14 protein-coding genes and 3 pseudogenes are annotated in these 25224 nt (G+C 38.6%); 9 read left to right on the top strand and 8 right to left on the bottom strand.

The features are described 5' to 3' along the window. Window positions 1-11 precede the first annotated feature (11 nt). The 6 genes from SAGCYANO_RS17885 to SAGCYANO_RS17860 all read right to left on the bottom strand — a co-directional run bounded on the left by SAGCYANO_RS17885 (window position 12) and on the right by SAGCYANO_RS17860 (window position 13822). Window positions 12-7175, bottom strand: coding sequence for a type I polyketide synthase (locus SAGCYANO_RS17885; protein WP_237396285.1), 7164 nt, complete (start codon window positions 7173-7175; stop codon window positions 12-14). 11 nt (window positions 7176-7186) lie between these two features. Then, window positions 7187-8620 carry an acyl-CoA-binding protein gene (locus SAGCYANO_RS17880; protein WP_202220510.1) on the bottom strand — a complete coding sequence of 478 codons (1434 nt, stop codon included), beginning with the start codon at window positions 8618-8620 and terminating at the stop codon, window positions 7187-7189. Beyond that, window positions 8598-10352, bottom strand: a complete 1755-nt coding sequence (locus SAGCYANO_RS17875) for a fatty acyl-AMP ligase (RefSeq protein WP_237396284.1) — start codon at window positions 10350-10352, stop codon at window positions 8598-8600. Before SAGCYANO_RS17875 ends, SAGCYANO_RS17880 begins: the two co-directional genes overlap by 23 nt. Before the next feature lie 22 nt (window positions 10353-10374). Continuing rightward, window positions 10375-11235 carry a 2OG-Fe(II) oxygenase gene (locus SAGCYANO_RS17870; protein ID WP_202221307.1) on the bottom strand — a complete coding sequence of 287 codons (861 nt, stop codon included), beginning with the start codon at window positions 11233-11235 and terminating at the stop codon, window positions 10375-10377. 123 nt (window positions 11236-11358) lie between these two features. Next, a complete protein-coding gene (locus SAGCYANO_RS17865) occupies window positions 11359-11682 on the bottom strand; it encodes a hypothetical protein (RefSeq protein WP_202220511.1) in 324 nt (107 codons plus the stop codon). Between the two features lie 910 nt (window positions 11683-12592). Beyond that, complete coding sequence (locus tag SAGCYANO_RS17860; protein WP_202218595.1) at window positions 12593-13822, bottom strand: ISAzo13 family transposase; 1230 nt, start codon at window positions 13820-13822, stop codon at window positions 12593-12595. A 170-nt stretch (window positions 13823-13992) separates the two neighbouring features. On the opposite strand from SAGCYANO_RS17860, the gene SAGCYANO_RS17855 reads away from it, so the two are divergent. From SAGCYANO_RS17855 to SAGCYANO_RS17840, 4 genes are all read left to right on the top strand, one after another. Beyond that, window positions 13993-14268, top strand: a complete 276-nt coding sequence (locus tag SAGCYANO_RS17855; protein ID WP_202220512.1) for a hypothetical protein — start codon at window positions 13993-13995, stop codon at window positions 14266-14268. Window positions 14269-14740: 472 nt separating this feature from the next. Further along, the gene (locus SAGCYANO_RS17850) at window positions 14741-15529 is read left to right on the top strand and encodes a 2OG-Fe(II) oxygenase (RefSeq protein ID WP_202220513.1); all 789 of its coding nucleotides are present in this window, start codon (window positions 14741-14743) and stop codon (window positions 15527-15529) included. Window positions 15530-15963: 434 nt separating this feature from the next. After that, on the top strand, window positions 15964-16413 hold the full coding sequence (locus SAGCYANO_RS17845; protein ID WP_202221306.1) for a DUF3598 family protein: 450 nt from the start codon (window positions 15964-15966) through the stop codon (window positions 16411-16413). 443 nt (window positions 16414-16856) lie between these two features. After that, window positions 16857-20138 carry a type 2 lanthipeptide synthetase LanM family protein gene (locus tag SAGCYANO_RS17840; protein ID WP_202221305.1) on the top strand — a complete coding sequence of 1094 codons (3282 nt, stop codon included), beginning with the start codon at window positions 16857-16859 and terminating at the stop codon, window positions 20136-20138. Between the two features lie 861 nt (window positions 20139-20999). Here the strand turns inward: SAGCYANO_RS17840 and SAGCYANO_RS17835 are convergent. Together SAGCYANO_RS17835 and SAGCYANO_RS17830 are read right to left on the bottom strand one after the other, a co-directional pair. After that, window positions 21000-21269, bottom strand: a pseudogene (locus SAGCYANO_RS17835) (IS4 family transposase); the annotation flags it as partial. Window positions 21270-21409: 140 nt separating this feature from the next. Next, window positions 21410-21997 (bottom strand): hypothetical protein, encoded by a 588-nt coding sequence (locus SAGCYANO_RS17830; RefSeq protein WP_202220518.1) that lies wholly within the window; start codon window positions 21995-21997, stop codon window positions 21410-21412. Between the two features lie 704 nt (window positions 21998-22701). Between SAGCYANO_RS17830 and SAGCYANO_RS17825 the strand changes: the two genes are divergently transcribed. From SAGCYANO_RS17825 to SAGCYANO_RS49315, 5 genes and pseudogenes are all read left to right on the top strand, one after another. After that, window positions 22702-23433 carry a Bro-N domain-containing protein gene (locus SAGCYANO_RS17825; protein ID WP_202219549.1) on the top strand — a complete coding sequence of 244 codons (732 nt, stop codon included), beginning with the start codon at window positions 22702-22704 and terminating at the stop codon, window positions 23431-23433. A 501-nt stretch (window positions 23434-23934) separates the two neighbouring features. Continuing rightward, window positions 23935-24042: a helix-turn-helix domain-containing protein gene (locus SAGCYANO_RS49330; RefSeq protein ID WP_202220519.1), complete on the top strand. Its 108-nt coding sequence runs from the start codon at window positions 23935-23937 to the stop codon at window positions 24040-24042. After that, complete coding sequence (locus tag SAGCYANO_RS49325) at window positions 24035-24220, top strand: hypothetical protein (protein WP_307785881.1); 186 nt, start codon at window positions 24035-24037, stop codon at window positions 24218-24220. The genes SAGCYANO_RS49330 and SAGCYANO_RS49325 overlap by 8 nt, the downstream gene beginning before the upstream one ends. 55 nt (window positions 24221-24275) lie before the next feature. After that, window positions 24276-24908 (top strand): annotated as a pseudogene (locus tag SAGCYANO_RS49320) (RNA-guided endonuclease InsQ/TnpB family protein); the annotation flags it as partial. Window positions 24909-24969: 61 nt separating this feature from the next. Continuing rightward, window positions 24970-25224 (top strand): annotated as a pseudogene (locus SAGCYANO_RS49315) (zinc ribbon domain-containing protein); the annotation flags it as partial.

The following is a 25224-nucleotide window of genomic DNA, read 5'->3' as shown; positions in this document are numbered from 1 at the left end:
CTTTCTTAATATTAATTTACCTCATCCTGCTTCAATGTTTTTCGTTGGACTCGTTTTAACTTTTGTTGCGCAATTGCTTGGAATTTTTCTGCTTTTTTCTGTTGTGTTTGCTGCTCCAGTTCCTTAAAATGTTGGGATATATCATCTAAAGAAATGTCTGGTTGTTGTACCACAATTGGCAGAATAGTAGTAAATTTAGCTATCCAATTATCAATCGTTTTTGATTTAAATAAATCAGCATTATAAGTGGCAGTCAACCTCAACTCACCCTTAGTTTCAGCTAAATTCCAAGTTAAATCTCGTCGGGCTGCTCCAGAGAAATTTAGGACTGGGTTAACTTCAATATTGGCAAAATTTAATCCTTCTCCAAATTTATCTAAATTAAATTGAACATGAATTAACGGTGGCCGACTAGGATCTCGTTTTAGGTTCAATTTTTGGAGTAATTGGGAACAGGGATAACTTTGATGTTCGTAAGAATTTAATAACTCTTGCTTAACAGTTTTTAGATATTCAGAAAATGTCTCTTTTTGGCTACGAAAACGCACAGGCAAGACATTAACACAATAGCCTACCAGATTTTTCCACCCCCAAGCCAGTTGTCCAGCAGCAGAAATCCCGATCGTAATATCATTTTCTTGAGATAAATGACGTAAAAGTAGGGTAAAAACTGCCAACAAAGTCATAAATAAAGTACAACCTTGCTGATTACTTAATTTTTCCAGTTTATCCTTGATTTTAGCCTCAATTAGACAATCTTGCTGTTGACCTCGATAGGTTTGGATCTTAGGGCGAGGAAAATCAGTAGGTAAATCTAACTCGGGAATTGTATCGCTAAATTGCTTTAACCAATAAACCTCATCTTGTTCGAGCTTAGGGTTAATTTCGCCCATAATCTTTACATAATGGCTAAATTGTCTTGGTTTCCCCAATTTAAGCTCAATTCCTTGGGTTTGAGCATTATAAAACCTTGCCAACTCATTGACAATCACATCAACTGACCATCCATCAGAAATAATATGATGGATGGTTAAAACTAACCAATGAACTTCTGAGGCGATTTTGACAATTTGTACCCGTAATAGGGGAGAATTGCTGATTTGAAAAGGTTCACAGACGGTTTTATCCAACCAAGCAGCGATCTCCTCTTGCTCTGTGTCAGTAAAATCCAAATAAGGGATATCCATTTCCCATCTTGGCAAAATTTCCTGCTTTTCTCCGCGATCGTCAATTAAAATGCGTAAAGCTTCATGGCGATTAATAACTATCTGAATAGCTTGATTTAGAGCAGAAATATCTAACTTTCCTTTAAATTCCAACCGTAGAGATTCATTGTAAGCAATTGATCCCTCCTCTTGAAGTTGAGCTAGTGTCCAAAGTTGTTTTTGAGCTTGAGTTAAGGGAATTTTATGGGGATAACGGGCGATAATAACAGCTTGTTGATTAATTATTGGGTTATTTTCTCCTGGCAAGGCAACTATATCGGTAAAACCCGTTTCTTGTAGAATGTTTTGCCATTTTTCCACTGATAAGAGAGGATAAGCAGGACGCAATTCCAGATCGGAAAATTTCCACCATCCTTCCGTTAAACCAAAAATTAAATCTAACCAGCGTTGGGGAGATGTACCTTCCATTAAAATTACCATTTCCCCTGGAATTAATAGCTGCTGAATGTTTTGTAAGGTCTGATGGAGATTAGCGGTACTATGGACAACATTAGCTGCAATAATAATGTGATATTGTGCTTTTCCCAGTTTCTGGACAGCGGGAGCTTGTTCAATGTTTAAACTGTCATATTCTACAAAAGGATAGTCTTGAAACTTCTGTTTTGCCCGATTCAGAAACAGGGGAGAGAGATCGGTAAAATAATATTTAACTAATTCTGGGGGTAGCTCGGGTAAAACATAAGCGCTTGTCCCCCCTGTACCTGCACCAATCTCTAAAATTTTCACGATTTCACCCTCAGAAACCGATTCTAAGGCAAGGGAAACGGTTTTCTGTACTAGAGTATTTAAGAAACGCGCCACCGTTGAGGTTTGATATAATTCTGTTGCTAAGGTAAAGTCTCCTTGGGGAAAAATTAACTGAAGGGGATTAATTTTTCCTTGTAATACCTCTGCTAAGGCTGAAGCGCAACGATTCAGTAGAGTCAATTCTGCTTTTAAAGAGGGATATTGCGCCAAAATTGTCTCTGCTAACCTTTGAGGGTTCATTGATTCTGGTGAGTTAATAACTTCCCAATGATGGGGAGTAAGCCTTAAGATATCTTCCTCTACCATAATTTGTAGCAAACGCTTTAATAGGGAATAATGTTGAGGAATTATCCCTAAGTTTTGAGCGATCGCCTCATGGGTAAATTGCTCTCCTGGGCGAAATTTAACCCCTAATTTAGCAAAAGCAGCGATAACATAGGCAAAACTCAACTTCTCCAGTTCAAAAAATCCTAGACAGTAATTTTCTAACTCATACTGTTTACAGAGATTTTCCATCTCAGGGAGCAAGCGAGTATTAATAACTTTAGGGGTTAATAAATTAACGCTGGATTCAGAAATAATCGGTTGAGCAGTCTTTACAGAGGGAAAAAAACCTCCTTGTCGCAATTCCATCACACTTTCTTGAATTGCTCCAATCAAGAAATCAATATCTTCATCGCTGTGGGCTGTAGAGAGGAAACAATTACGCCCTTCCCAAATATAAACCCCTTTCTCTAATAAATGATAATATAGTAAATCTATATTCGCACTGGAAGCAAAACGAAACAATGAGCCAAAATAGACAATCTCTAAGGGAATTTGTTCAGTTTCAAAATAATGATTTAAGGTATCGGCTAATCTAGCAGTACGCTCATTTAACTCTTGTTGGAGGGTTTGCCCCTCTTTTTTGAGATATTGTAAAACACCACGAGCCGCAGCCATTCCTAGATGATTTTTGTTGAAAGTTCCCGCAAAAAAAGTTTTTTCGGCCCTAGGATAAGAATTATCCCCATAATTCCACTCCCCACCATCAAGGGCATCCAGATAACGCCCTTTTCCAGCCACAACCCCAATTGGTAATCCTCCTCCCACAATTTTCCCATAGGTAACTATGTCTGCTTCAATTTCAAACCATTTTTGAGCGCCCCCTGGATGGATGCGAAACCCTAGCAACACCTCATCAAAAATCAGTGGTATCTGGGCTGCTTCAGTAAAAGCACGTAATTTTTGCAAAAAGGCTGTCGGTTTTACACTAGGGTTGCGACTTGGTATCGGCTCAACTAAAACCCCCGCTAATTCCTCTGCGTTACGGGATAAAATCTCTAGGCTATCGGGATTATTATAATCTAACACCAGCAAGTCTTTGACGGCATTCTCAGCAATTCCAGCAGCCATAGGTACAGCTTCAGTTGTCCCTGAGACTCCCAGGGCTAAAACCCCATCAAAATGTCCATGATAGGCACCCGCAAATAAAGCAATTTTACTCTTTCCAGTGACAGTACGGGCTAATCTTAGAGCTGTCATCACAGCTTCTGTACCAGAATTACAAAATGTTACCCTTTGTACTCCGGTTAAATCTTGAATTAAATGGGCAACTTCAGCTACTAAATTAGATTGAGGACCAATTTGTAAACCTTTCTCTAGCTGTGCAGTGACGGCTTGAGTAATAATAGGAGCATTGTGACCAAATAACAATACCCCAAACCCCATCGTAATGTCGAGATATTTGTTGCCATCGATATCCCAAAAGTGAGATCCTTGCGCCCTTTCTCCCACAATAGGATAAAGCATTTCTTTGATTGAGGGTCTAAATCCAGCTACTGCTCGACTATCTGCAAGAATAGGACGTGATGAAGCAGCTCTTGCTTTTGATTTCAGTGTTTTTACACTATAACGGCTAATTAAATCATCAAGATGCTGTTGTTGTTTAGCAGTCAAATTTTGGGGCTGAGTTAGCTTACGAGGAGATGTTTTTTTTTCCGTTTCTTCTCTTTTCCCATAGGAAAAACTGTTCATATCTCGCGCCGGAGGTATTGGGGAAGGCTGAGATGCTGTTAGCGGTTTACCTTGGAGTAACGCTAATTGCTCAGACATAACTTGTAATTGTTGGCTGATAATTCTCTCTAGAGCCGTTTCTGCTAAAGTATTATGATTGACAGGAGAAAGAGAAGTATCGGGAATTAGAGGTTTCTTCTCGCTAATTTCTGGGGTAGGAGTATCTGTTGGGGGTGAAGTTGGTAATTGTTGAGCTATATGGCTTCCTAATCCTTCTATCGTCGGCCAAACTTCAAATAATTGATTAACCTGAATTTTCAGTCCGTACTTATTTTCGATCACTTGTATTAAATCCAATAAAACGAGGGAATCAGCACCCATTTCTAGGAAAGGCGCGGTACAGTCCACCTCAGCTATGGGAATTTTCAGGAAATCACTTACCAAAGTCGATAATTCTTTGATTATCTGTTGCTGATAGCCATTGTTGAGAGCAGTCTGATCTATAGTCGGGTTTGAGCTGTGGTTTTCTAACATAACATTTTCGGAATCTTCAAGCCAGTAAGGTTGACGTTGGAAGGGATAGGTCGGTAACGATAAGCGATGACGAGAATAATCGCTGTCCCAACCTTTCCAGTTGACAGCGACTCCCTCAATGTATAACTTTCCTAAACTGGAGGCTAAAATTTGCCAATCTTCTTGTCCCTCTACCAGAGAGGGTAGCCAAGTTCCTTCTCCCCTGCGTTGACCTAGTTTGGAGAGAATCGGTTTTGAGCCAATTTCTACAAATAATCGGTATTTTTGCTGGAATAAGGTATCTATTCCCTCTTTGAAGCGTACTGGATTTCGGGTTTGTTGTCGCCAATAATTGCCTTCGGGAATTTTGTCATCGGGGAAAAATTCTCCGGTTAAGTTAGAAATCAGAGAGATTTGGGGCTTCTTAAAGGAAATTCCCTCGATGCTTTCTTGCCATTGTTCCAACATCGGTTCAATTAAGGGGGAATGAAAGCCATGGGAAACATTTAAGGGGCGGTTTCTAAAGCCTTTTTGTTCTAAAATCTCAACTACTTTTTCAACTGCCTGTTTTTCCCCAGAAATAACTGTATTTTCGTCACTGTTTAAGGTGGCGATCGCTACTCTTGAAGAAGCTACCTGAGCTAATACTGCTTTTACTTGGTCTTCTTTGGCAAAAATAGCTACCATTTTGCCCTTCTGGGGTAAATTATCCATTAACTTCGCCCTAGTGGCTATCAATTTTAATCCGTCTTCCAGACTAAACACCCCAGCCACACAAGCAGCCACATATTCCCCTAAACTATGACCGATAACTGCATCTGGTTTAATCCCCCAAGAAATCCACAGTTGAGCTAGGGCGTATTCCAGAGCAAACAAAGCTGGCTGAGTGTAAGCTGTTTGATGAATGATATTTGCCTCTGAATCAGCCGAATCAAGTATTTTGATTAAAGATTTACCCAAATAAGGGAACAAAATTTCATCACATTGCTCCAGAAGCTGGCGAAATCTGGGTTGAGTTTCGTACAGTTCTTTACCCATTCCACTGTACTGAGAACCTTGTCCAGTAAAGAGAAAAACAATCTTTGGCGGTTTACGGCGAGAAAACTTCCCTTGAATCAAACCCGGGCTTTCTTGTTTGTTACTGAATTTTTGCAGTAATTCCTGAATTTGGTTACTATTTTCGCCCCAAAGAGCCAATCGATGGGGAAAATGTGAGCGTCCGGTATTGGCAGTAAAACAAATATCCCCTAGACTCAGATGGGGCTTTTCTTGCAACCAAGAATAATAACGTTGGGCTAAGACTTGTAATGCGGGTTCGCTTTTTGCCGATAGGCTCAATAAGTGTTGGTTACGGTCAGGAAAACTTGATAAAGTTGCCTTTTCTGGTGCTTCTTCAAGAATAATATGACAATTTGTTCCTCCAAAGCTGAAACTACTCACCCCTGCTACCCGTTTTCCAAGTATGGGGTTCCAAGGTAGATTTTTTGTAGGGATAAAAAAGGGCGTATCAGCAATTTCTATGTAAGGATTTAACTTATTTAAGTGTAAGTTGGGAAAAATCTGCCGTTTTTGTAGAGATAGAATCACTTTAATAATTCCCGCAATTCCCGCAGCATTTTCTAAATGCCCGATATTGGTCTTAACTGAGCCGACAGCGCATTTATTTTCCGGTGTTCGTCCTTCTGTCAAGACAGCTTGAATGGCTCTTATTTCCACAGGATCTCCTAATGGAGTACCTGTCCCGTGTGCCTCTATATAACTGACTGTTTGAGGAGAAATTCCCGCTCCCTTTAAGGCTTCGCTGATCACTGATTGCTGGGCAAAACCGTTCGGTGCTGTTAGTCCATTACTAAATCCGTCATGATTCACTGCTGAACCTCTGATGACGGCTAAAATTCGATCGCCAGATTCCACCGCTTCAGATAATCGTTTGAGGACAATCATCCCACAGCCTTCTCCTCGCACATAACCGTCAGCTTTCTCATCAAAGGTTTTACACCGTCCTGACCCTGACATCATTCTGGTCTGAGAGAAAGTAATCGTCATATCTGGTAAAATCATCAAACTGACTCCCCCAGCCAAAGCGAGATTGCTCTCTCTGTTTTGCAAACTTTGACAGGCTAAATGAACAGCTACTAGGGAAGAAGAACAAGCAGTTTCCACTGCTAAGGATGGCCCATGAAAATCCAGAAAATAGGAAACACGGTTAGCTGCAAGGCTTAAGGTTAACCCCGTCCCGTTATAAGCATTAATTTTCTCCCAATCTCGACATAATAATCGCCCATAATCAAAATTACCAATGCCGACAAAAACCCCTGTTTTACTACCTTTGAGGGAATTTGGGTTCACCCCTGCATCTTCCAAAGACTCCCAAGACACCTCCATTACTAAGCGTTGTTGAGGATCGATGCGAGGTGCTTCCTTGGGGGAAATATTGAAAAATGCTGGATCGAATTCTGCCACTTGCTCTAAAAACCCCCCCCACCGCGTATTCATTTTACCAGGGGTTTGTGGATCTTGATGGTAGAATTGAGCCACTGACCACCTCTTGGCTGGGACTTCGGTAATGGCATCAACTCCATTGACCAAAAGTTGCTCAAAGGTGGCAGGATCGGGAGACTTGGGAAAGCGACACCCCATCCCGATGATAGCAATAGGTTCTCTAGAGAGTTTCTGACTCATGGCTTCGATCATTGAACAGTAGCTTATTGAGCTAATTTAGAGGAAAATGTGGCAATGTTAGGATATTCATAAATTAAGGCGGGATTGAGGGTAGTTCCTAACCAATCTCCCAGGTCGCCAATCATCCCAACTCCTTCTGCTGAGGATAATCCATAGCTTTGAAAAGAACTCTCAAGGTCTATTTCCTCTGCCTCTAGATCTAAGAGTTCCGCTAAATAGGAAATCAACCAAGCTTCAATGTCAGAAGTCGTAATTTTTTTCTGATCCCCAGAAATTTGACTATTTGATTCTACAGAGGTATTTTTGCGTTTAAATGTCTCTACAAGTTGACTGTATCGTGTCATTGCTTCTTCTGCACTCAGGCCACGATATTGATTCCAAGCTTCCCACTGTATATACTTGCGAGGATGAAGGATTGGGTTAGGCTTGCTTTGATCACAATCTCCTGTGATAGACTGTTTTTCTAACCCGTAAATTTCTAGTTGTCGCTCGTCTTCTGGAATATTAACCTGACCAAACCGGACTTGATTTAAACTGTTTTGAAATTGAACTTCCGTGTCGCTTAAATCATGGGAGTCTCTCACCAAATTATGTCCATAATCATCTTTTCCTGACACCAATATACAATAATGTCGTTTAATATTATGTCCGTTTTCATCAATGAATTCTCCTTGCCAACGGTAGGGGTAAACTTGAGTGCTAGGACGCACATAACGCCCAATAATTCCTAAACGACGACGTTGTGAACGGTTAGGAAAAGAACTGTGCATCACTTTCTCGGTAAAAATAATTGCTTTTCCTGCTTCCACCGGAACTGTTTCCAAATCCCAATCATTCTCATCAAAATCGTAGTCAAGGGAATATTTTTGTTCCCTCTGCCAAACTGTTTTATGAGCACTAATTCCGGCAAAAACTCCCTCTTCCGCTGGGCGACTACCTGCTAACATTTTAAATAGTTTCTGATGGGAACCATTAGCAAACCGCATACAGCCATTTTCTATATCTGCATCGTCCAAGGCTACCCAAACTGTTAAATTTATCGGTTCTTCATCATCTTGATAAACTAGGGTTTTTTTCTGATAATCAATGTCACTAGAAGTGTAATATTCTTTTGCTTGATGCCATTTTATTTCTCCTTGACCAGGCAATTTACAAAAGATATTGGTGTACCACAATAACAAATCCTCTCCAGCAATTTGTTGAATATGTTTAATCAGTTCTGTGTCTTCAAATAATTCCCTAATTGGTTGATGAAATAGATGGTGATCTCTAGGGGTTTCCAGATTAAATACATTATTATAAAAACCGAGAATTTCCTGCCCGTTTGCTTCAACAATTAAACGGCTGTTGGCTTCTAAACACGCTTTAACAGCAGCAATTTTTTCCGGTGAAAATATCTCTAAAGGACCTACCCATCCCTTTCGAGCAAAATGGTTAAGCTGTTCTGATGTTAGCATCTTGTAATTTCGTCTCTGGTGATTTTATAGAGGAAGTAAACAAATTTAACTGATTATTGAGAAATTGCTGGCGACAGTTTTGACGCTGAATTTTACCACTAGAGGTTTTGCTTATAGTTCCGTGTCTGATTAAAGCCATCTGATATACTCGTAAATCATGTTCAACAGCCACTGCTTCCTTAATTTTCTGCTCTACTGTTGCTAGATCCAAATTTTGCCCATAACTACGTTCTACTTCTTGGACAATCACTAGACGTTCCTCTCCCTTTACCTCCACTGAAAATGCTGCACCACATCCCGAACGCAATGCCGGATGGCTGTTTTCCACAGTCAGTTCAATATCTTGGGGATAATGATTGCGGCCTTCTATAATAATCAAGTCTTTCAGTCGTCCAGTCACAAATAATTGTCCCTTGTAGAGAAAGCCTAAATCTCCTGTTCTCAAAAATGGTCCTTCTCCTGTATCCCTAAGATAAGCTTGAAAGGTTTCACCAGTGGCCACCGGATTATTCCAGTAACCTTGGGCTACTGTCATTCCACTAACCCAAATTTCTCCAATTTCTGTGGGGTTACAGGGGGTTAAACTCTCAGGATTGATAATTTTGACTTGGGTATCAATTTCACTGTATCCACATCCCACTTGGATTTGTGACTTTAAACACCTATTTTCGGCTATTACTAGGCGATTTTCGGACAATGCTGCTGATTCAATCTCTATGGATATGGGTGCATCCTGTTGCCTTACCGCAGCTACTTTTAATGTGGCTTCAGCTAATCCATAACCAGGACAAAAGACTTGTTTTTTGAAGCCGTAGGGAGCAAATGTTTTGGAAAATTTCTCTATTGTCTCGGCTCTTACTGGTTGCGCTCCGTTTAGTGCCATTTTCCAGTTTTTTAGGTCTAATCCCTTCCCTTGTTCTGGTTTAAACTTGCGCACACATAAGTCATAGGCAAAATTAGGCGCAGCACTATGGGTTGCCTGGTAACGAGAAATTATTTTCAACCAGTTTAAGGGTTTCAACAAGAAAGATAGGGGAGACATCAAATAACAACTACACCCTACTAATAAAGGAGTCAAAATCCCATACACTAATCCCAGATCGTGAAAAGTAGGCAACCAAGAGACAATTTTACTATCCCGAGCGTGATTCCAACCTACAGCTAGATCCCTACAATTAACAAGTAGATTTTCATGGCTAACCATCACCCCTTTGGGATTACCTGTTGATCCCGATGTGTACTGTAGTAAGGCTAAGGTATCTTGATTGATTTTAGGCGGTTGCCAATCCTTTCGAGGGACACTGGAAATGCTGCTGGTGTCCAACCACTTTAATTGAGCAAAATCAGGATTTTGATCCTGCCAACGAGCTTTTTGTTGCCATAAAGCTGTGGTTGTCAGGGCAAAAGTCGCCTCAGCATCCTTGATAATAGACTCTAATCGATTTAGGGATTGATTAGGACGGGGAGGATACCCAGGAACAGCTATCATTCCTGCTGCCAGACAGCCGAAAAAGCCAATTATAAAGTCTAAACCAGGAGGATATAACAACAATACTCGCTCCCCAGGAGAACCTAACTGTTGTAATTGTGTCGCGATCGCCTGAGACTGCTGGAGTAAATCTTGGTAACTGAGACTTCCAGATACAGTTACATCATCCTGAAGAAAGGTATAAGCCTTCCGATCAGGATTTTCTGTCGCTCTTTGGTGTAAAATATCTAATAAAGTGGACAAAGCTGCTTTCCTCAAACTTTGCTTAACTCCAGTAATAAACTTGTTCCCGATTTTGAGAAAACGCCACAAACCCCCCAATGGTGATGCGACGACGAGAACCTTTGACAGTGGAAACCCGATGTAAAATGCGACCGTCATCAAAGATGATTAAACTACCTGCCTTGGGCTTAACCCGCATTTGTGCATAATCTTCCATGACATCAGCAATTAATTTGCCGTTCACTGTTCCATTTCTCTTGCGTCCACCGTTTTCTGTGTCTGTCCACTCAGTTTCATCCCACTCTAAATCATAAAGGATTAACTCCCCGCCGATTTCTGCTTCACTTAGAGTTAGATTATAACCGAGATGTGCCTCTTTGTTGATTTGATTTCCTAAGTGTTTGTAACCAGGGGTGCAGTATACAAACTGATTGCCAAAATGCCAGCCCATAAATTGTCCTTCTTCTAAGACTCGAATGGTGCTAGGGGTGTAATCAGAGCCATTTGCTGCTTTGGGTATTGTAACTTCTCTTCCCCCAGACATCATCCCTAACACTTCTTCCAAGCGTGTCTCGAAGTCTGTTCCCCCCTGAAAAATATGGCGACAGTATTCCCGATATTCAATCGCTTCTTGGCAATATTTTTCGATGTTGGTTTCGGAAACATACAATGCTGGTCCGTAAATCAGAATCTCTCCGAAGGGAGACCCTTCAAATGGTCCTTTTTGATTGAGTTGACTCACCACTTGGTCAACATCTTCTTGAGAAAGAAAGTTTTCGATGATTAAACCATCAATTTTGCGTTCACAGATATCTTTAATGCCATCGGGATAGTGACGAGCCAGATCCTGAGCATCTATTTCTACTAAATTGTAGAGGGTTTTTGAAGCTGCAATTGTCATCATTTTGTTGAAAAATTAAGTAGTATAGAAATACCTGCTCCCCACTCTATTTTTTAGGGGAGCTAAGTATTTGAGGCCATCAAAAACCTCTTAATGATCCTTCTTATTAATGGTTCTTCTTAAGACCTACTTCTTACCAACAACAGACCCTAAGTGACAAGTAGTGTTACAATAGGCATCCATCATGGAAGTATACATTGGATCGCTTTCATATTTAGCTTTCATTTCTCGTACATATTGCTTAACATCATCAAATGTTACATCAAATCCTTGACTTCTTGCTGCTTCAACCAGTTTATCCATCACAGCCATTCCTTTAGCTTCTCCTGATAAGGAACGGTCATAACCTGCAACAATTCCCGCCACAGCAGGATTAGACTTTTTAGCAGATTTGCCTTTTGGTGCTGTGGTAATGCTTTGGATAAAATCGTTAAATGCTTGAACAGACATAAGCTTGTTCCCTCGGTTATTTATAAGTTTACAGGTATCCCTGTCTAGTAAGAGAGTATTGCACGTAGTAGAGAGTGATTTATATAGTTTTGTAGAATGGATATCTTCAACCTATTATATTTTTATTCACTATAGCACTATAGTAGTAGGCAAAGATTACTACACTACCTATATTTATTTACTTATTCTACATTTTAGCAATACTCTTCATAGTATAAATGTTTACTAACGGATTGTCAATCGTCATCTACCAGATTTGGGGCTGATGCACTACCGATGAGTTTTACCCTTCTGACCAGGCGATAGGAATTGGTGGTCTGACTGGCTAGAACTTGCAGTAGGTTTTTCTGTCTTGGCGACAGGATTATGGATTGAGCTTTGGGGATAGGCATTCATTCATGGGGTTGACTAGGCTGATTGATTGGGCTTCCACAAATTCTAGTTTACTTCATAGAATCACTTTTTTTTAGTGGTCACTTTTTGGGGCTGGCCTCTCCGATGCGATCGCACCTCTGAGTATTCTATCTCAGGAAGAGGGCATTGCTCTTACTGGTCACTTATTTCTGCCATCCTGCACTAGGAAAACCTTTTATCTTAATAATTTTTCCTGATTCTAATTCCAACTCATTCCATTTTTATTCTTCCAATTTTTGGTATTTTTTTATACCCACACTATCGTCTACTAAACGATATAAAAATATATGCTATTTTCAATTATAATAATACCAGACAACCTCACGGGGTGACAATAGCCTCAAAAGTATTGCTAACAATGGTTTAAAGGATTAAAGTGACTCTTGAAAATTACGCTCAATAGTGAAAATAATAATTATTATTAGTAAGGGGCTCGGCGATCGCTGCACATCAGCATCCCCAATCTTAGTAGCCGTGTAAAAATAACTTGAACAATTTAAGCTATTGTTCTCGGCTTAATCATATAATTCCATTCACCATGAAAAAAGTCTGGCTCAATTCTAATGGCATTAAATTCTTCGCGACTTACTTTAATTCCTGTTTCGTAAAAATTTTCGTCTAGGTGAGCAACTACATTCAATCCTTGTGTGGTAGTAGTATTGTTAATAAGATTAATCACGACTTGCAAGCTACTTAGGGGTCTGCCACGCCAGTTTTGGGTGATCTGGCAAAACAAGCGATGTTCAATTTTGTTCCATTTACTGGTACCGGGAGGGAAATGACACACATGAATAGTTCGATTAATCTCGTCAGCAAATTCTTGTAGTTCTAACTTCCATAGTCGGGAGCGATAACTATTACTACCACCACAGTCAGCTGTAATCATTATCTTTTGACTATCTGGATAAAGTTCTTCACCCATTGAGTACCACCAATGGCGAATCGACTCCACTGCAAAGCAGGCTGTGTCGTGGTCAATGCCAACATTCACCCATCCAGTATTCAAAGTTAAGTCATAAATTCCATAGGGAATTGCTTTACCCAATTTCGGGTCAGCAAAGTCGTGCATTCGTACTTCTATTGGTTGTCCATGAACACACCATTCATGACCAGAGTTCTTAAAATCCCCAATTAATTCTTTTTTCTTGGTATCAACAGAAATGACTGGTTGATTTTCAGATTGGAAATATCTAACTTGTTGAGCAATATGTAAAAACTGAGCATCTCGATCTGGGTGAGATGAGCGATCGCGAGTCTTACGATTTGATTGTAGGCTGTAACCAAGAGACTCCAGTAAATTATAAACACTTTTAGGGCTGATTCTGTGTCCCCCTTGATTCAATCCTGCTGCTAATTTAGCTACACTTTTTGAGGTCCATTTCAGAGGAGATTCTGGGTCTCCTAAAGTCGCGGGTTCAATCAGTAATTCCAAATCTGTTAACAGAGTTGGGTCTTTTTCCTCTAGTAGTTTACGGCCACCACCAAATTCACGAATTCGATCGCTGTAGTCCGATCTTGTTGTTCCATCTGATTTACAGAGATTATCTATACCAGCATGAATTGTTGTCCGCGAAAGTCCAGTTGCTTTGGCCACCAAGGTGAGACCTCCCCAACCCAGGCTTTGAGCTTCAATAGCTGCCCATATACGTCGTGTTTTTTCGTTTAAGTAAGGCCACAACAATTCATACTTGTCTTGAATAGTTTTGACTACAGAGTTATCAGACATATTACCCAACAATAAACGTGATACTTTTATTATTTAGCTTTGGAGGTAATTTGTTCAAGTTATTTTTACACGGCTCCTAAGTTGACTTTTATGTCAATTGTTAATGGTAGCCATAAGTCACATTTTATGGTAAAAAAAGTCGTTCCTCTTACAGAAATAGACCGACCAAAATGCAATTTTTATCATTGTATGAGTCATATTTTAAACAATCTTTGACCAATACTCAACTTCAAACTTTTAAAATTTTAGTTTTGTTAATTACTGTCCAAAAAACTGTTAAAATAGAAAGGTTAGCTGCTTGTTTTCCTCTGCCCATTAAATATGAAAGTCGTCAGTATGATGAATCTATCACCTCAGAAAAAGCTCTATTATCAAAGAGGATTAAAAGCGATGTCTATGTTATTAGATTAAGTATTTGTACTTTCAAGAATTCACAGTTTATCTAATAACTAAAAATAATTTTTAGTGGGCTGATATAAATTTTGTTAGTGGTATTGAGTTGAAAAAAAAATCAACCTAATGTGGGGTTGTAATTGAGCGATCGCTTAACTACAACCTCCACTAATAATAATAATTATTTTCACTATTGAGCGTAATTTTCAAGAATCACTTTAATCCTTTAAACCATTGTTAGCAATACTTTTGAGGCCATTGTCACCCCGTGAGCCAGACAACCTAAAATATACTCAATCTAATTTTTCATTTCAGTTAATGATAATTTTGTGGCTCTGGCAATCGCTAAGAGGAACTTAGTTTAGATAGCAAATGTATAGAGAACCTTAAGGGTTAACACTATATGTAGTGCCCTTGCGTAAGTCCTGCCTATAATAATATACTAGGGTCAACTTGTTTTATCTAGGGACAAGTGAGCTAGTAAACAAATCCTCGATCAGTTAGGACAATTTAAGGAAATTGGACATGGAACAGAAATGGATTACAACTGATATTAATTCTCTAGGGAATTATTCTGACGGGATTAATCAAATTTACCAAGGTAACATTGATGGGATACATATTAAGCAGGTTTTTTCTCTAACAGAGATGGAGGTAGTTAAAGAAAATTTAACTCAAAAACAAGCATCTTTTAAGCATTTACTCTCCACTCAAAAGTATGGAAAATTACTTGGAGCTATTCTCCCCGCCAGTGGCAACGATCGGAGCGAATATTTTCAAGACGCAGTTTTGCTCAGGAAGGTGTTAAAGGAGGTTTTTGAGCCGCCGGGTTACGAAGCAACAATTAAAAGCGTTTTTACGAAGCTCTCAAATAATCGAAAAGTTGCTCCTGCTCACCAAAACGGGAATATTTATTCACCTGCTCTAGTGCGATTTACTTATCCCAATCAAGGAGGAATATCCTTACATAAAGGTAATGAATTTATCGACATGGAGGGATTTGAAGGGTTGCACAAAATTGTGAAACTTAAAGATTGTCTAAGTTATTTTCTGGTAATTGACCCGCCAGAAGCAGGAGGAGAGTTGATTTTATATGATGGTTTACCAGCAGAATTGACTACTCCTAAAAAAGAATTAGACTTGGAAAACTGTCAGCAAAGACGTTATCATCCCCAGGCGGGAGATTTAACTATTTTTCATGGAGCCTGTATCTGGCACGCGATTTCGGAAGTTAAAGGAAATAAGATTCGTTACAGTATTGGAGGATTTGTGGGTTTGTCTCACGAGGATGATACTATCTATTATTGGGCATAAAACTGTCAAATTAATCAAAGAGAAGATGAGCTGAACATAGTCTGAAAAATTAGTTTATAGTAGTCGAATATTGGGCGCGGACATTTCTAAATCCTGAAACTCTTTAACATTTTACTATTCCCTCCATACCTATTCCCTAGCGCTATATACAGTGCTTTCCGTTGTTATGAACAGGACTTACGCAGAGAGAGCTACCATATCTAGTAGGAGTTAACCGCAGTTAACCCCTACAGGTGGTGTATAATTTAGTATCTTGCCTAAGTCCTGTGTAAATATAGTAGCAATCCGTGCATAGGTTGTAAGATTTGAACGTAGGGGTTTTGTCTCCAAATCTCTTAGCGCTTTGGTTGAGAGACAAAACCCCTCAGCTTTTGATCGCGAATGATTTCATATTGCTGCTATAGATGATTAGCTGTTAACTTTTTGAGAGAATTATGAATCAGATAAGTAAATTTAAAGTGTTGCCAAAGTTGGTAGGAACTTGGGAGGGAAACTGGATAGCTTTAGATCCGACAGGAAAAGAGCGTTATCAGTTTACCAGTATATTAAAACAAAAAATTGCAAACAATCAATGGGTACAAACTAACGAAAATACTTATTCTGATGGGAGACAAGAAACGCTTCATTTTTTTGGTAAAGCAGTTGGAGAAAATACCTTGCTATTGGAAAGCCCAGATATCCATTATTATGACTTTCTTATGTTGGTATCAGAATTAGGTGAAAATCTGATTATTATTAATGTCACCCATAAAATAACGGGGATACAATTAACAGCAGAAACTATTAACTTAGTAAGTCCAAATGAACGCATCCGTACCTTACAACAATTTAATACTTCTGATGGTAAATTACGAGGTTTTACCCTTGTTATAGAGAAAAAATAAGTAATTAAGTAGTAAGGATTCAGGTATCTCAAACCCAGTTATAGAGAGAACTCTGAAAATGGCTAACTCAGCAATTTAATAGTCTCATTCTCAATAATGACGAAAATAAAGGTTTGTAGCCATTTCTAATTGATAATATAATTTGGGATATAATTGCCTGAAATGCTTATCAATCAAGATTTATAGGCTTTTCCATAGAATATGAATCCTTACATTAAGTAGGAAGATAAAATTAATTATAAAATGGTGATGACAAGGGAATAGGGAATAGGTAACAGTAAGAACTCATAACTCCTATTTTAATTTTATTTATACCCAGCTAATTAAATTCATTTATGAGTTACTTATGAAACTGTTTGTTAGAGATATATTAAGATAATATTGAGTATTAATTGCTGGGGAAACTGAAAATAAAAACTGTCACATTTTTACTATAAAAAATTATGATAATTGAAACCAATATATTATCAGAAATTAGTTTAAAAGCAAGCTCATTATCAGAAAGATTGAATCAGTTAAGCTCTTGTTTTATATTGTCAAGTAATGAAACAGAAATCATTAATCAACGCTTAGAACATTGGTGTCAAATAATCGGGGATGGAGATTGGAGAAAATTGAAAAAACGCCTTGAGTGGGATAATTTAACCCTGGAAGAAATCAAACCATTCCTAGAAAATGGAAAAATTAGTACAGAATTTTCTCTTCCGCCTTGGACAGAAATTTTAACCCTTTGGGTAGAAACAACAGCAAAGTTTAATTTGAAGCGAGTTACAGAGCAGTTTCCTTCCTTCCCCATCGATCCGAATAATCCCCTTCCCTTTGAAGAAATTTGGTTCTCTGCAGTTATTGTCGCCCGGAAAAAACTCTGTGAACGTCTAGCCATACCTACTATATCTTTTGAGCAAATTCCCTTCACCTTACTCTCTGCCAGGGCCTACCAAAACCTAGAGAGAATGTTGCTTCAACGGCTAGTTAACATGGGAGGAAAAACTCTTTACCATGAATTTTGCCAATTTCGCCCGCCAATCTACAATGGACTGAATTTCTTTCTAGAACAATTCGATTTATTGACGCAATTAGACCTTACGCCTCCCGAAACAACTTATTATCAAGCTTTTGTTAAAAACTTCTTACAAGATGGCTTACTGACTTTATGGAAAAACTATCCTGTTTTAGCCCGATTAATGGTAACAACCCTAAATTTTTGGGTAGAAGCTACAGCAGAATTTATCCTTCGTTTGAAGGACGATCGTAGTACAGTACCTCAACTGCAAGGTAAAATTAAAGAAATTCAAGGTTCCCTCTCCGATTTTCATAATCGGGGACGTTCCGTATTCATTTTAACCTTGGAATCGGGGCAAAAAATAATCTATAAACCCAAAAACATCGGTTTAGAAGTGGCTTACAATCAACTGCTAACCTGGTGTAATCAACAGCAGTTTCCTCTCCCCTTTAAAACTATCGATCACTGCGATAGCGATACTTATGGCTGGGTGTTAGACTATATAGAACAAGAACCCTGTGCTGATGCTGCAGCAGCACAGCGCTTTTATCAGCGAGGGGGAATGCTACTTTGCTTGCTGTATGTCTTGGGAGGTAATGACTGTCATTATGAGAATTTAATCGCTCATGGCGAACATTTAGTCCTAATCGATCTCGAAACCTTGATGCACCCCCAGGCAAAAACAATCCCCGGTTCTATCCAAGAGAGCATTGATGGCGATCGCCAGTTATGGGATTCAGTATTGCGAACAGGTTTGTTACCTCGTTGGGATTTTAGCCCAGATAACGCGATTGCTTACGATATTAGTGGGTTAGGGAGTATCACTGCTCAAAAAGCCCCTTATTCTTTACCCAGATGGAAATTTATCAACACAGATGAAGTTTATCTCCTTGAAGAACGGGGAACTTTAGCTGAACAAGCTAACATTCCTCAATTAAATGGAGTAGCATTAGCTCCCGAAGACTATGAAGCGGATTTAATCACGGGATTTACCCAAATGTATCAGTTTTTAGGGGAAAATAAGCAAGCACTCTTAGATCAAAAAGGATTACAAACCACTCTTCAGTTTCAGAAAGTAAGATTTATTTTCCGTGCTACCTACGTTTATGAAGCACTACTGCAAAAAACCCTCGCACCTGAGTTCCTGAAAAATGGGGTAGATCGTAGCATTGAAATTGATATTTTGAGCCGTACCTTTCTTAATGGGGAGGAAAAACCGACAGCTTGGCCAATCTTATCTGCAGAATTAGCTGCTATGGAACAACTTGATATTCCCTATTTTGGTAGCACAGCTAGCAGTCACGCCTTAACGGTGGGAGTCAGACAACCTATTAAAGACTACCTCAGCCCCAGCTATGAGCGATTTATAGAGCGCTTACAAGCCTTAAGCGATTTGGATTTAAGACAGCAAGTTGCTATGATTCGGGGAAGTTTTGCAGCAAGATTTGCCAAAAATAAACCATTATCCTCCATACCCTCTTTACCTTCTCCCTCTTTACCTTGTTTAACTTCTGACCAGTTTCTGAATGCAGCAAGGCAAATCGCTACTGAGATATGCGAGCGCTCCATAGTAGATCGATTTGGGAATGCTCGCTGGTTAGGGTTAAGCTATGTTGACCATAGTAATCGCTTTCAATTTCAACCATTAGGGTACAGTCTTTATGATGGCAATTGTGGGATCGCCTTATTCTTGAGTGCGTTATTCCAAATAACTAGAGAAGATTCTTTTCGTACTCTAGCACTTCAAGCGTTAACTCCTTTAAAAGGACTGTTAAATCACTCTAATTCTGCCTTGACTTCAAAATTTGCCCAACAAATCGGAATCGGTGGCGGAACGGGAATTGGTTCTATTATTTATGCCTTGGTTAAGATTAGCAAATTTTTAGGAGATGAAACTGTTTTAGAAGATGGGGTTAAAATGGCTCATTTTCTCACCTCGGAGAGGATAGAATGCGATCGCCAATTAGACATTATCGGTGGAGTTGCGGGAGCTATGTTGGGTTTATTAAACCTTTATCGCGAGACAGGAGCTACTAAGGTTTTACAACAAGCGATTGACTGTGGGCAGATTCTTATTAAGAAGCGAATCAGCTTTGAGGGTAAGCCTCTAGCTTGGAAAACTATCACGGAGCAGCCCCTCACAGGCTTTTCCCATGGTGCGGCAGGGATTGCTTATGCCTTAGTGCGACTGTATGAAGTGACGGAGGAGCCAGAGTATTTAGATATTGCTAGGGAAGGTATAGCCTACGAAAGGTCAGTTTTTTCCTCTACAGTGCTTAACTGGCCTGATTTTTTAACCATGCCACCTACTTTTAAAGTTATGTGGTGTCATGGGGCTGCTGGTATTGGATTAGCGCGATTAGGCGGGTTAAGAATAGAATCGAGTGCAGCTATCCGTCAAGAGCTAGAAATTGCCTTAGAAAATACTCAAAAATACATGGGACAGAGTGTAGATCATCTTTGTTGCGGTCATTTTGGTCGTATAGAACTGTTATTAACTGCAGGACTTGTTCTCAAACATCCCCAGTTGATAGACATAGCATGCCAAAAAGCTACTCATTTAGTGCAACAAGCGCAGCAAAAAGGGAGTTATCAACTTTTGGGTAACCTATCGACTGTCGCCTTTAATCCTGGTTTCTTTCAGGGAATGGCCGGAATCGGCTATCAATTACTTCGCCTCGCCTATCCGGCAAGATTTCCAGTTGTCTTGTTGTGGGATTAGGTTGTGGGATTAGGGAGAAAGAGAAGAGGTAGAATCGATGGTAGTGCATCACCCGGATTTCTCATAAATAGAGCGATCGCTAAAATTGTAAGCCTTGCCAGGGTTGAGTTTTAGGTGTAGTTGCTTGCAAACAAGAACGCTCATGCTCGCAAACAGAACAATTTACTGCTCACATTAAGGAGAGTGAAAAAAATCGGGGGAGATAACAGTATAGAACCCATTTGGTATCTATGTGGGAAATAAAATATTATCAGGACTTACGCAAAGACACTACATACTCAAACCCATACTCACATCTTGCACCTGACAAGACAAAGTTCCAAACCATGTTCATAAAACCAGGGATTTAGTAACTTTAATTTTTTGATAAGGGAAAGGAGTAAAATCTGAGGTAAGAGCAAAACCAAGGCTTTTTCGGCTGAATCATACCAATCTAAATCATCAAAATAACCATTATGTAAATAAATCCCTCACGGGGTGACAAGGTAGCTGAAAGCTATATATAGAGATGGACTTATCGAATAAGCTGAAGAATACTTCAACTAAAAGAGAACTATTATTGAGAATAGATGGGGGTGTGGTGCGTTCGCGGAGCGTTGCGTCAGCAGTATCGCACCACACCCCCACGGTAGGTTGAACAATAGTTCAACTCAACTTCTAAATTAAGATTATCAAAAAACTCACTTTTATTAATTTTAGTTACTCATAAATAATTAAATATTAAGTAGTTTATTCATGGCTTTAATTCCATTCATATAACATGGTAATTTATGACGATTAAACCTCATTAAATTTTCTACTAATTTCCTGATAATTTCATCATTTACAATCCAATTAACACCGGATAATCCGAGAAAAAAATTACTGTGCCTTCTGTATGTTCTTCTTTTTCATTGATTCTTGATATATATTTTTGAAGACCTTTATTCTTGATTTTTGTCCTTGAAATGAATTTATTGTGTATGAAATAGCTATTAATAAAATTAGATTGTTTAGTCTAGTTTGATTGGCCTTGGCTGCTTCTAGGTGATAACCACCACTTTTATAATCCTTAAACATTGCTTCAATTCCCATTCTCTGGCTATATATTTTTTTAACTTTCTCAATCGATGATAAATTGGTCAAAATATACCATTTTTCTGAAACATAGTTGTCGAGATATTTATGTTTTTATATACAAGTAAATTATATGTTCCCACTTTCTTTATTTTAGTATTTTTTTGATTTAATAATAGTTTAGCTGTACCGATTTTTACTTTTAATTCTGAGAGTTAACAATATTTTTTACCTCGTTTAATGGAGGTAGATTTTCGCTGCCTTAAGACAAAGTAAACCTGATTTTTCTGAGATTTTTTCAACCAATGGGATAGAAAGATACTGTGGAATTCTCTATCTGCTGTGATGATAATTTTATACCTTTTTAATAATCTTAACACAGGACGAATTACTGCTTGCTGCTCTATTAAATTACTAGCCCCTTTATGATCTAAAATCTTCCAATATATGGGTAATGCTCTCTTTTTCCAGGCCACACTAATCATTAATATATTAGTATTTTGCCATTGAATTCTATCTATAATTAATATTAATTCAGAAGTCAAACTGAATACTTTCTCTACCATAATTCTTACCAAAGGAAACCAAAATATAGGTAAACTTAATTCCTTAAGGGTTAAAAATTTTTGTATATGTTTGCGCTTACTTTCTGATTGGATTGGCAGAGGAAATAAGCTTGTTAATTTTGATATTTGTACAGTTTTATATACTGATATTAAATATAATAATATTTGTAATGTTGCTACTTGAGATGGACTCAATTTTTGTTCTATATGGTCTTGATAAAAGCCTAATCTATTCACTTTTTATTCTTTTTTATTTATAATTATCAAACCTTTTTTATCATATTTTTAACTGTTTTTAACTTTGTTTGAATAAATAATCAACCTACTATGGAGGGTGTGGTGCGATACTGCTGACGCAACGCTCCGCGAACGCACCACACCCCCATCTATTCTCAATAATAGTTCTCTTTCAGTTGAAGTATTCTTCAGCTTATTCGATAAGTCCACCTCTATATATAGCTTTCATCGACCTTGTCACCCCGTGAGGTTTGCAGGATATGGGAATTCCCATATCTTATTTTTAAGGAGTAAAAATGGCTGAAATAATCAAGGTGTTTGAAGACCAAGAAATTACTATAGCTGAGGATGGTATGTGGAATGCTTCAGCAATTAATAATTACTCATTCTTAAAAGAATGGGATTGACTAAAAGGAAAAATTTTGATTTTATCCCCTTAAAATGGGAGGCTTTTAAACCTGATTTTTTAATTATTAATAGTTAATTATTGCTTAGTAATCATTTAGTAATGGTTTTACCATCATTTTTCAAGGTACATTGTACCCTTTTTTTCTTTATTTCGTGGTGTTCGCAAATGAATAAATATGTTATTATAAAAAAATCTAGCGAATTGTTTCCAATACTTTCGCTAGAGATGACAAAGGCCAAATCTACTAACTCGCCAAAGTTATCGGTAGATTTGGCCACCTAAATCCTATTATACTATGAAAAACAACAATACTCAACTCTCAGTTTTCAACTTCCAAGAGTCAGAAGTTCGTATTGTTATCATTGACAATGAGCCTTGTTTTGTGGCCAAAGATTTGTGCAACGTCTTGGGAATCAATAATCATATAGATGCTGTTAGCCGATTAGACGATGATGAAAGGGGGTCGGTATTAGTGGATACCCCTGGTGGAAATCAAGTAATGTCAATAGTTTCAGAATCCGGAATGTATTCTTTAGTTCTCAAATCTCGCAAGAAACAAGCTAAGGTTTTCAAAAAATGGATTACCTCTGAAGTCCTGCCATCTATCCGCAAAACTGGTCAATACTCTATTGAACAGAAAATCCCTACAACTGGGGATGTTTTGCAGGCGATGGTTAGCGCATTTAAGCAACACGAGCAACGCTTATCAGTTATTGAACAGGAAAATATCATACTAAAGCAGCAGCTAGCCGAACAGCAAGAAGTTGTAGAAAGCGTTGAAATGCTGGCTGAAGCCAACTCTTGTGAGCTAGAACGGTTTAGGAATAGTCATGGTTGCTGGTACAGCGTTGTCGGTTATGCGACGAAGTACGGCTTAGGCTCGTACTCTGTGAAGACGGCATCAGCGTTAGGCCGGAAGGCTACAGCACTTTGTAAGCGAATGGGGATAGTACCTGAAAAAATTAATGATCCTCGTTTTGGAATGGTGAATACTTATCCAGAACATATCTTGGCTAAAATAGTTTAATTTAAAAACTTAATAAGGATATGGGCAGCCCATATCCTGGATTATTCTGCTAACCAGAAGCAGCCAATATTCCTGCCGTTGGGAGGATAGGTTGGAGATGGATAGAGAAGATGAGCGAATCATTCATATTTGTTGAATTATTTGACAGCGATCGCTAACGCGAAGACTCTTCGCGTTGTTCCGCGTTTTTATAGCTTACAAGCTTTTTTAATGCCAACTATTATTTCAGTGATTCAGTAACTTGTACTGGGTATTTTCTAGTAAAAAGTTAGGATAAATAGGTAAGTTTTTAATTTCAACCTACCTATTTATTTTAACTTAATTTTGGTGTAAATTTAAGAAACGCTAATCCGAGTTTCTTGTCAAAGCTATATATATCAATTTATTTAAGAAACGCGAATTTTGACCGAAAAAATGGGTCTCAAGCCTCGCCCATAAGCGGGCGACTTTTTATTGCGGGTTGATTTTTTCAATAAATATGTTAACCTATATGTTAGTTTGATGCGTCAAGTTATGAAAGCTAGATTTAAGTACCGTATATATCCAACGCCGGGACAAAAATACCGATTAGCCAAGCTATTTGGCTGTGTCCGTGTGGCGAGTGAATGATAGTCTAGCTTTCTGCCAACAGAGGTATAGATCAGGAGAAAAGAAATCTACTAATTCAGAATTACAAAAGCTTTTTATTACTCAAGCTAAAAAGACTGAAGAAAGAGAATGGTTGTCAGAGGTTTCTAACATACCATTGCAGCAATCATTGAATGACTTAAACCAGGCGTTGCTCTAACTTTTTTAAATCAACTCAAGGGAAGAGAAAAGGTAGACCTGTTAGACCTCCTAAATTTAAAAGTAGGAAATCAAAGCAAACTGCTAGGTTTAGAAAGGGTGGCTTTAAGATTGGTCAGCATAAAGTTTATTTAGCTAAGATTGGAAAACTAAAAATAGTTTGGTCAAGGGAGTTACCTGCTGCTCCATCATCAGTAACAGTAATCAAAGATTCCGCCCATAGATATTTCTTGATTTTTGTAGTAGAAATACAACCAGAAATCTTACCTCAAACTGATAATTCAGTAGGCATAGATTTAGGTATTAAAACCTTTGCTACATTGAGCGACGGTACAAAGGTTGATGCTCCTAAGCCACTGAAGAAACGAATTAAGAAGTATATAAAGTTAAGTAAGTCATTATCTCATAAAACTAAAGGGTCTAAAAGGTATGAAAAAGCCAGGGTTAGAGTGGCTAAATTCCATGCCAAACTGAAAGATACAAGGACAGATTTTCTACATAAATTATCTACTAAAATAATTCGTGAAAACCAAACAATTGTTTTAGAAGATTTAAACGTTTCTGGAATGGTTAAAAACCGTAAATTATCCAGAGCAATTTCTGATTTAGCTTGGAGAACGTTCAGGACTTTTTTAGAAGGAAAAGCAGAAAAATATGGTCGCGATTTCAGAGTAATTAGTCGCCCTTGAGCCAACATCCCAAGTTTGCTCAAATTGTGGCTTTAAAGGTGGGAAGCTAGACCTTCAGGTTCGAGAATGGGAGTGTCTCAACTGTGGTGCAAAACATGATAGAGACGAGAATGCAGCGATAAATATATTAGTCGCGGGCGGGCAGTCCGAGACATTAAACGGACGTGGAGGTAAGCGTAAGACTAGCGTCAAGGTAGCAGCAGCCAGTGTTAGCGGCAGCTATGCGAAGCAAAACGTCAACCCGCCGAGGAGTTACGGCTCGGTAGGAATCCCCGCGCCTTTAGGCCGGGGAGGATGTCAAAACGCTCGGTATTAA

The sequence above is a fragment of the Okeania sp. KiyG1 genome (assembly GCF_014132355.1).
GTDB lineage: Bacteria > Cyanobacteriota > Cyanobacteriia > Cyanobacteriales > Microcoleaceae > Okeania.
Note: the sequence above shows the minus strand (reverse complement) of the source record. Positions and strands in the feature narration are given on the sequence as shown.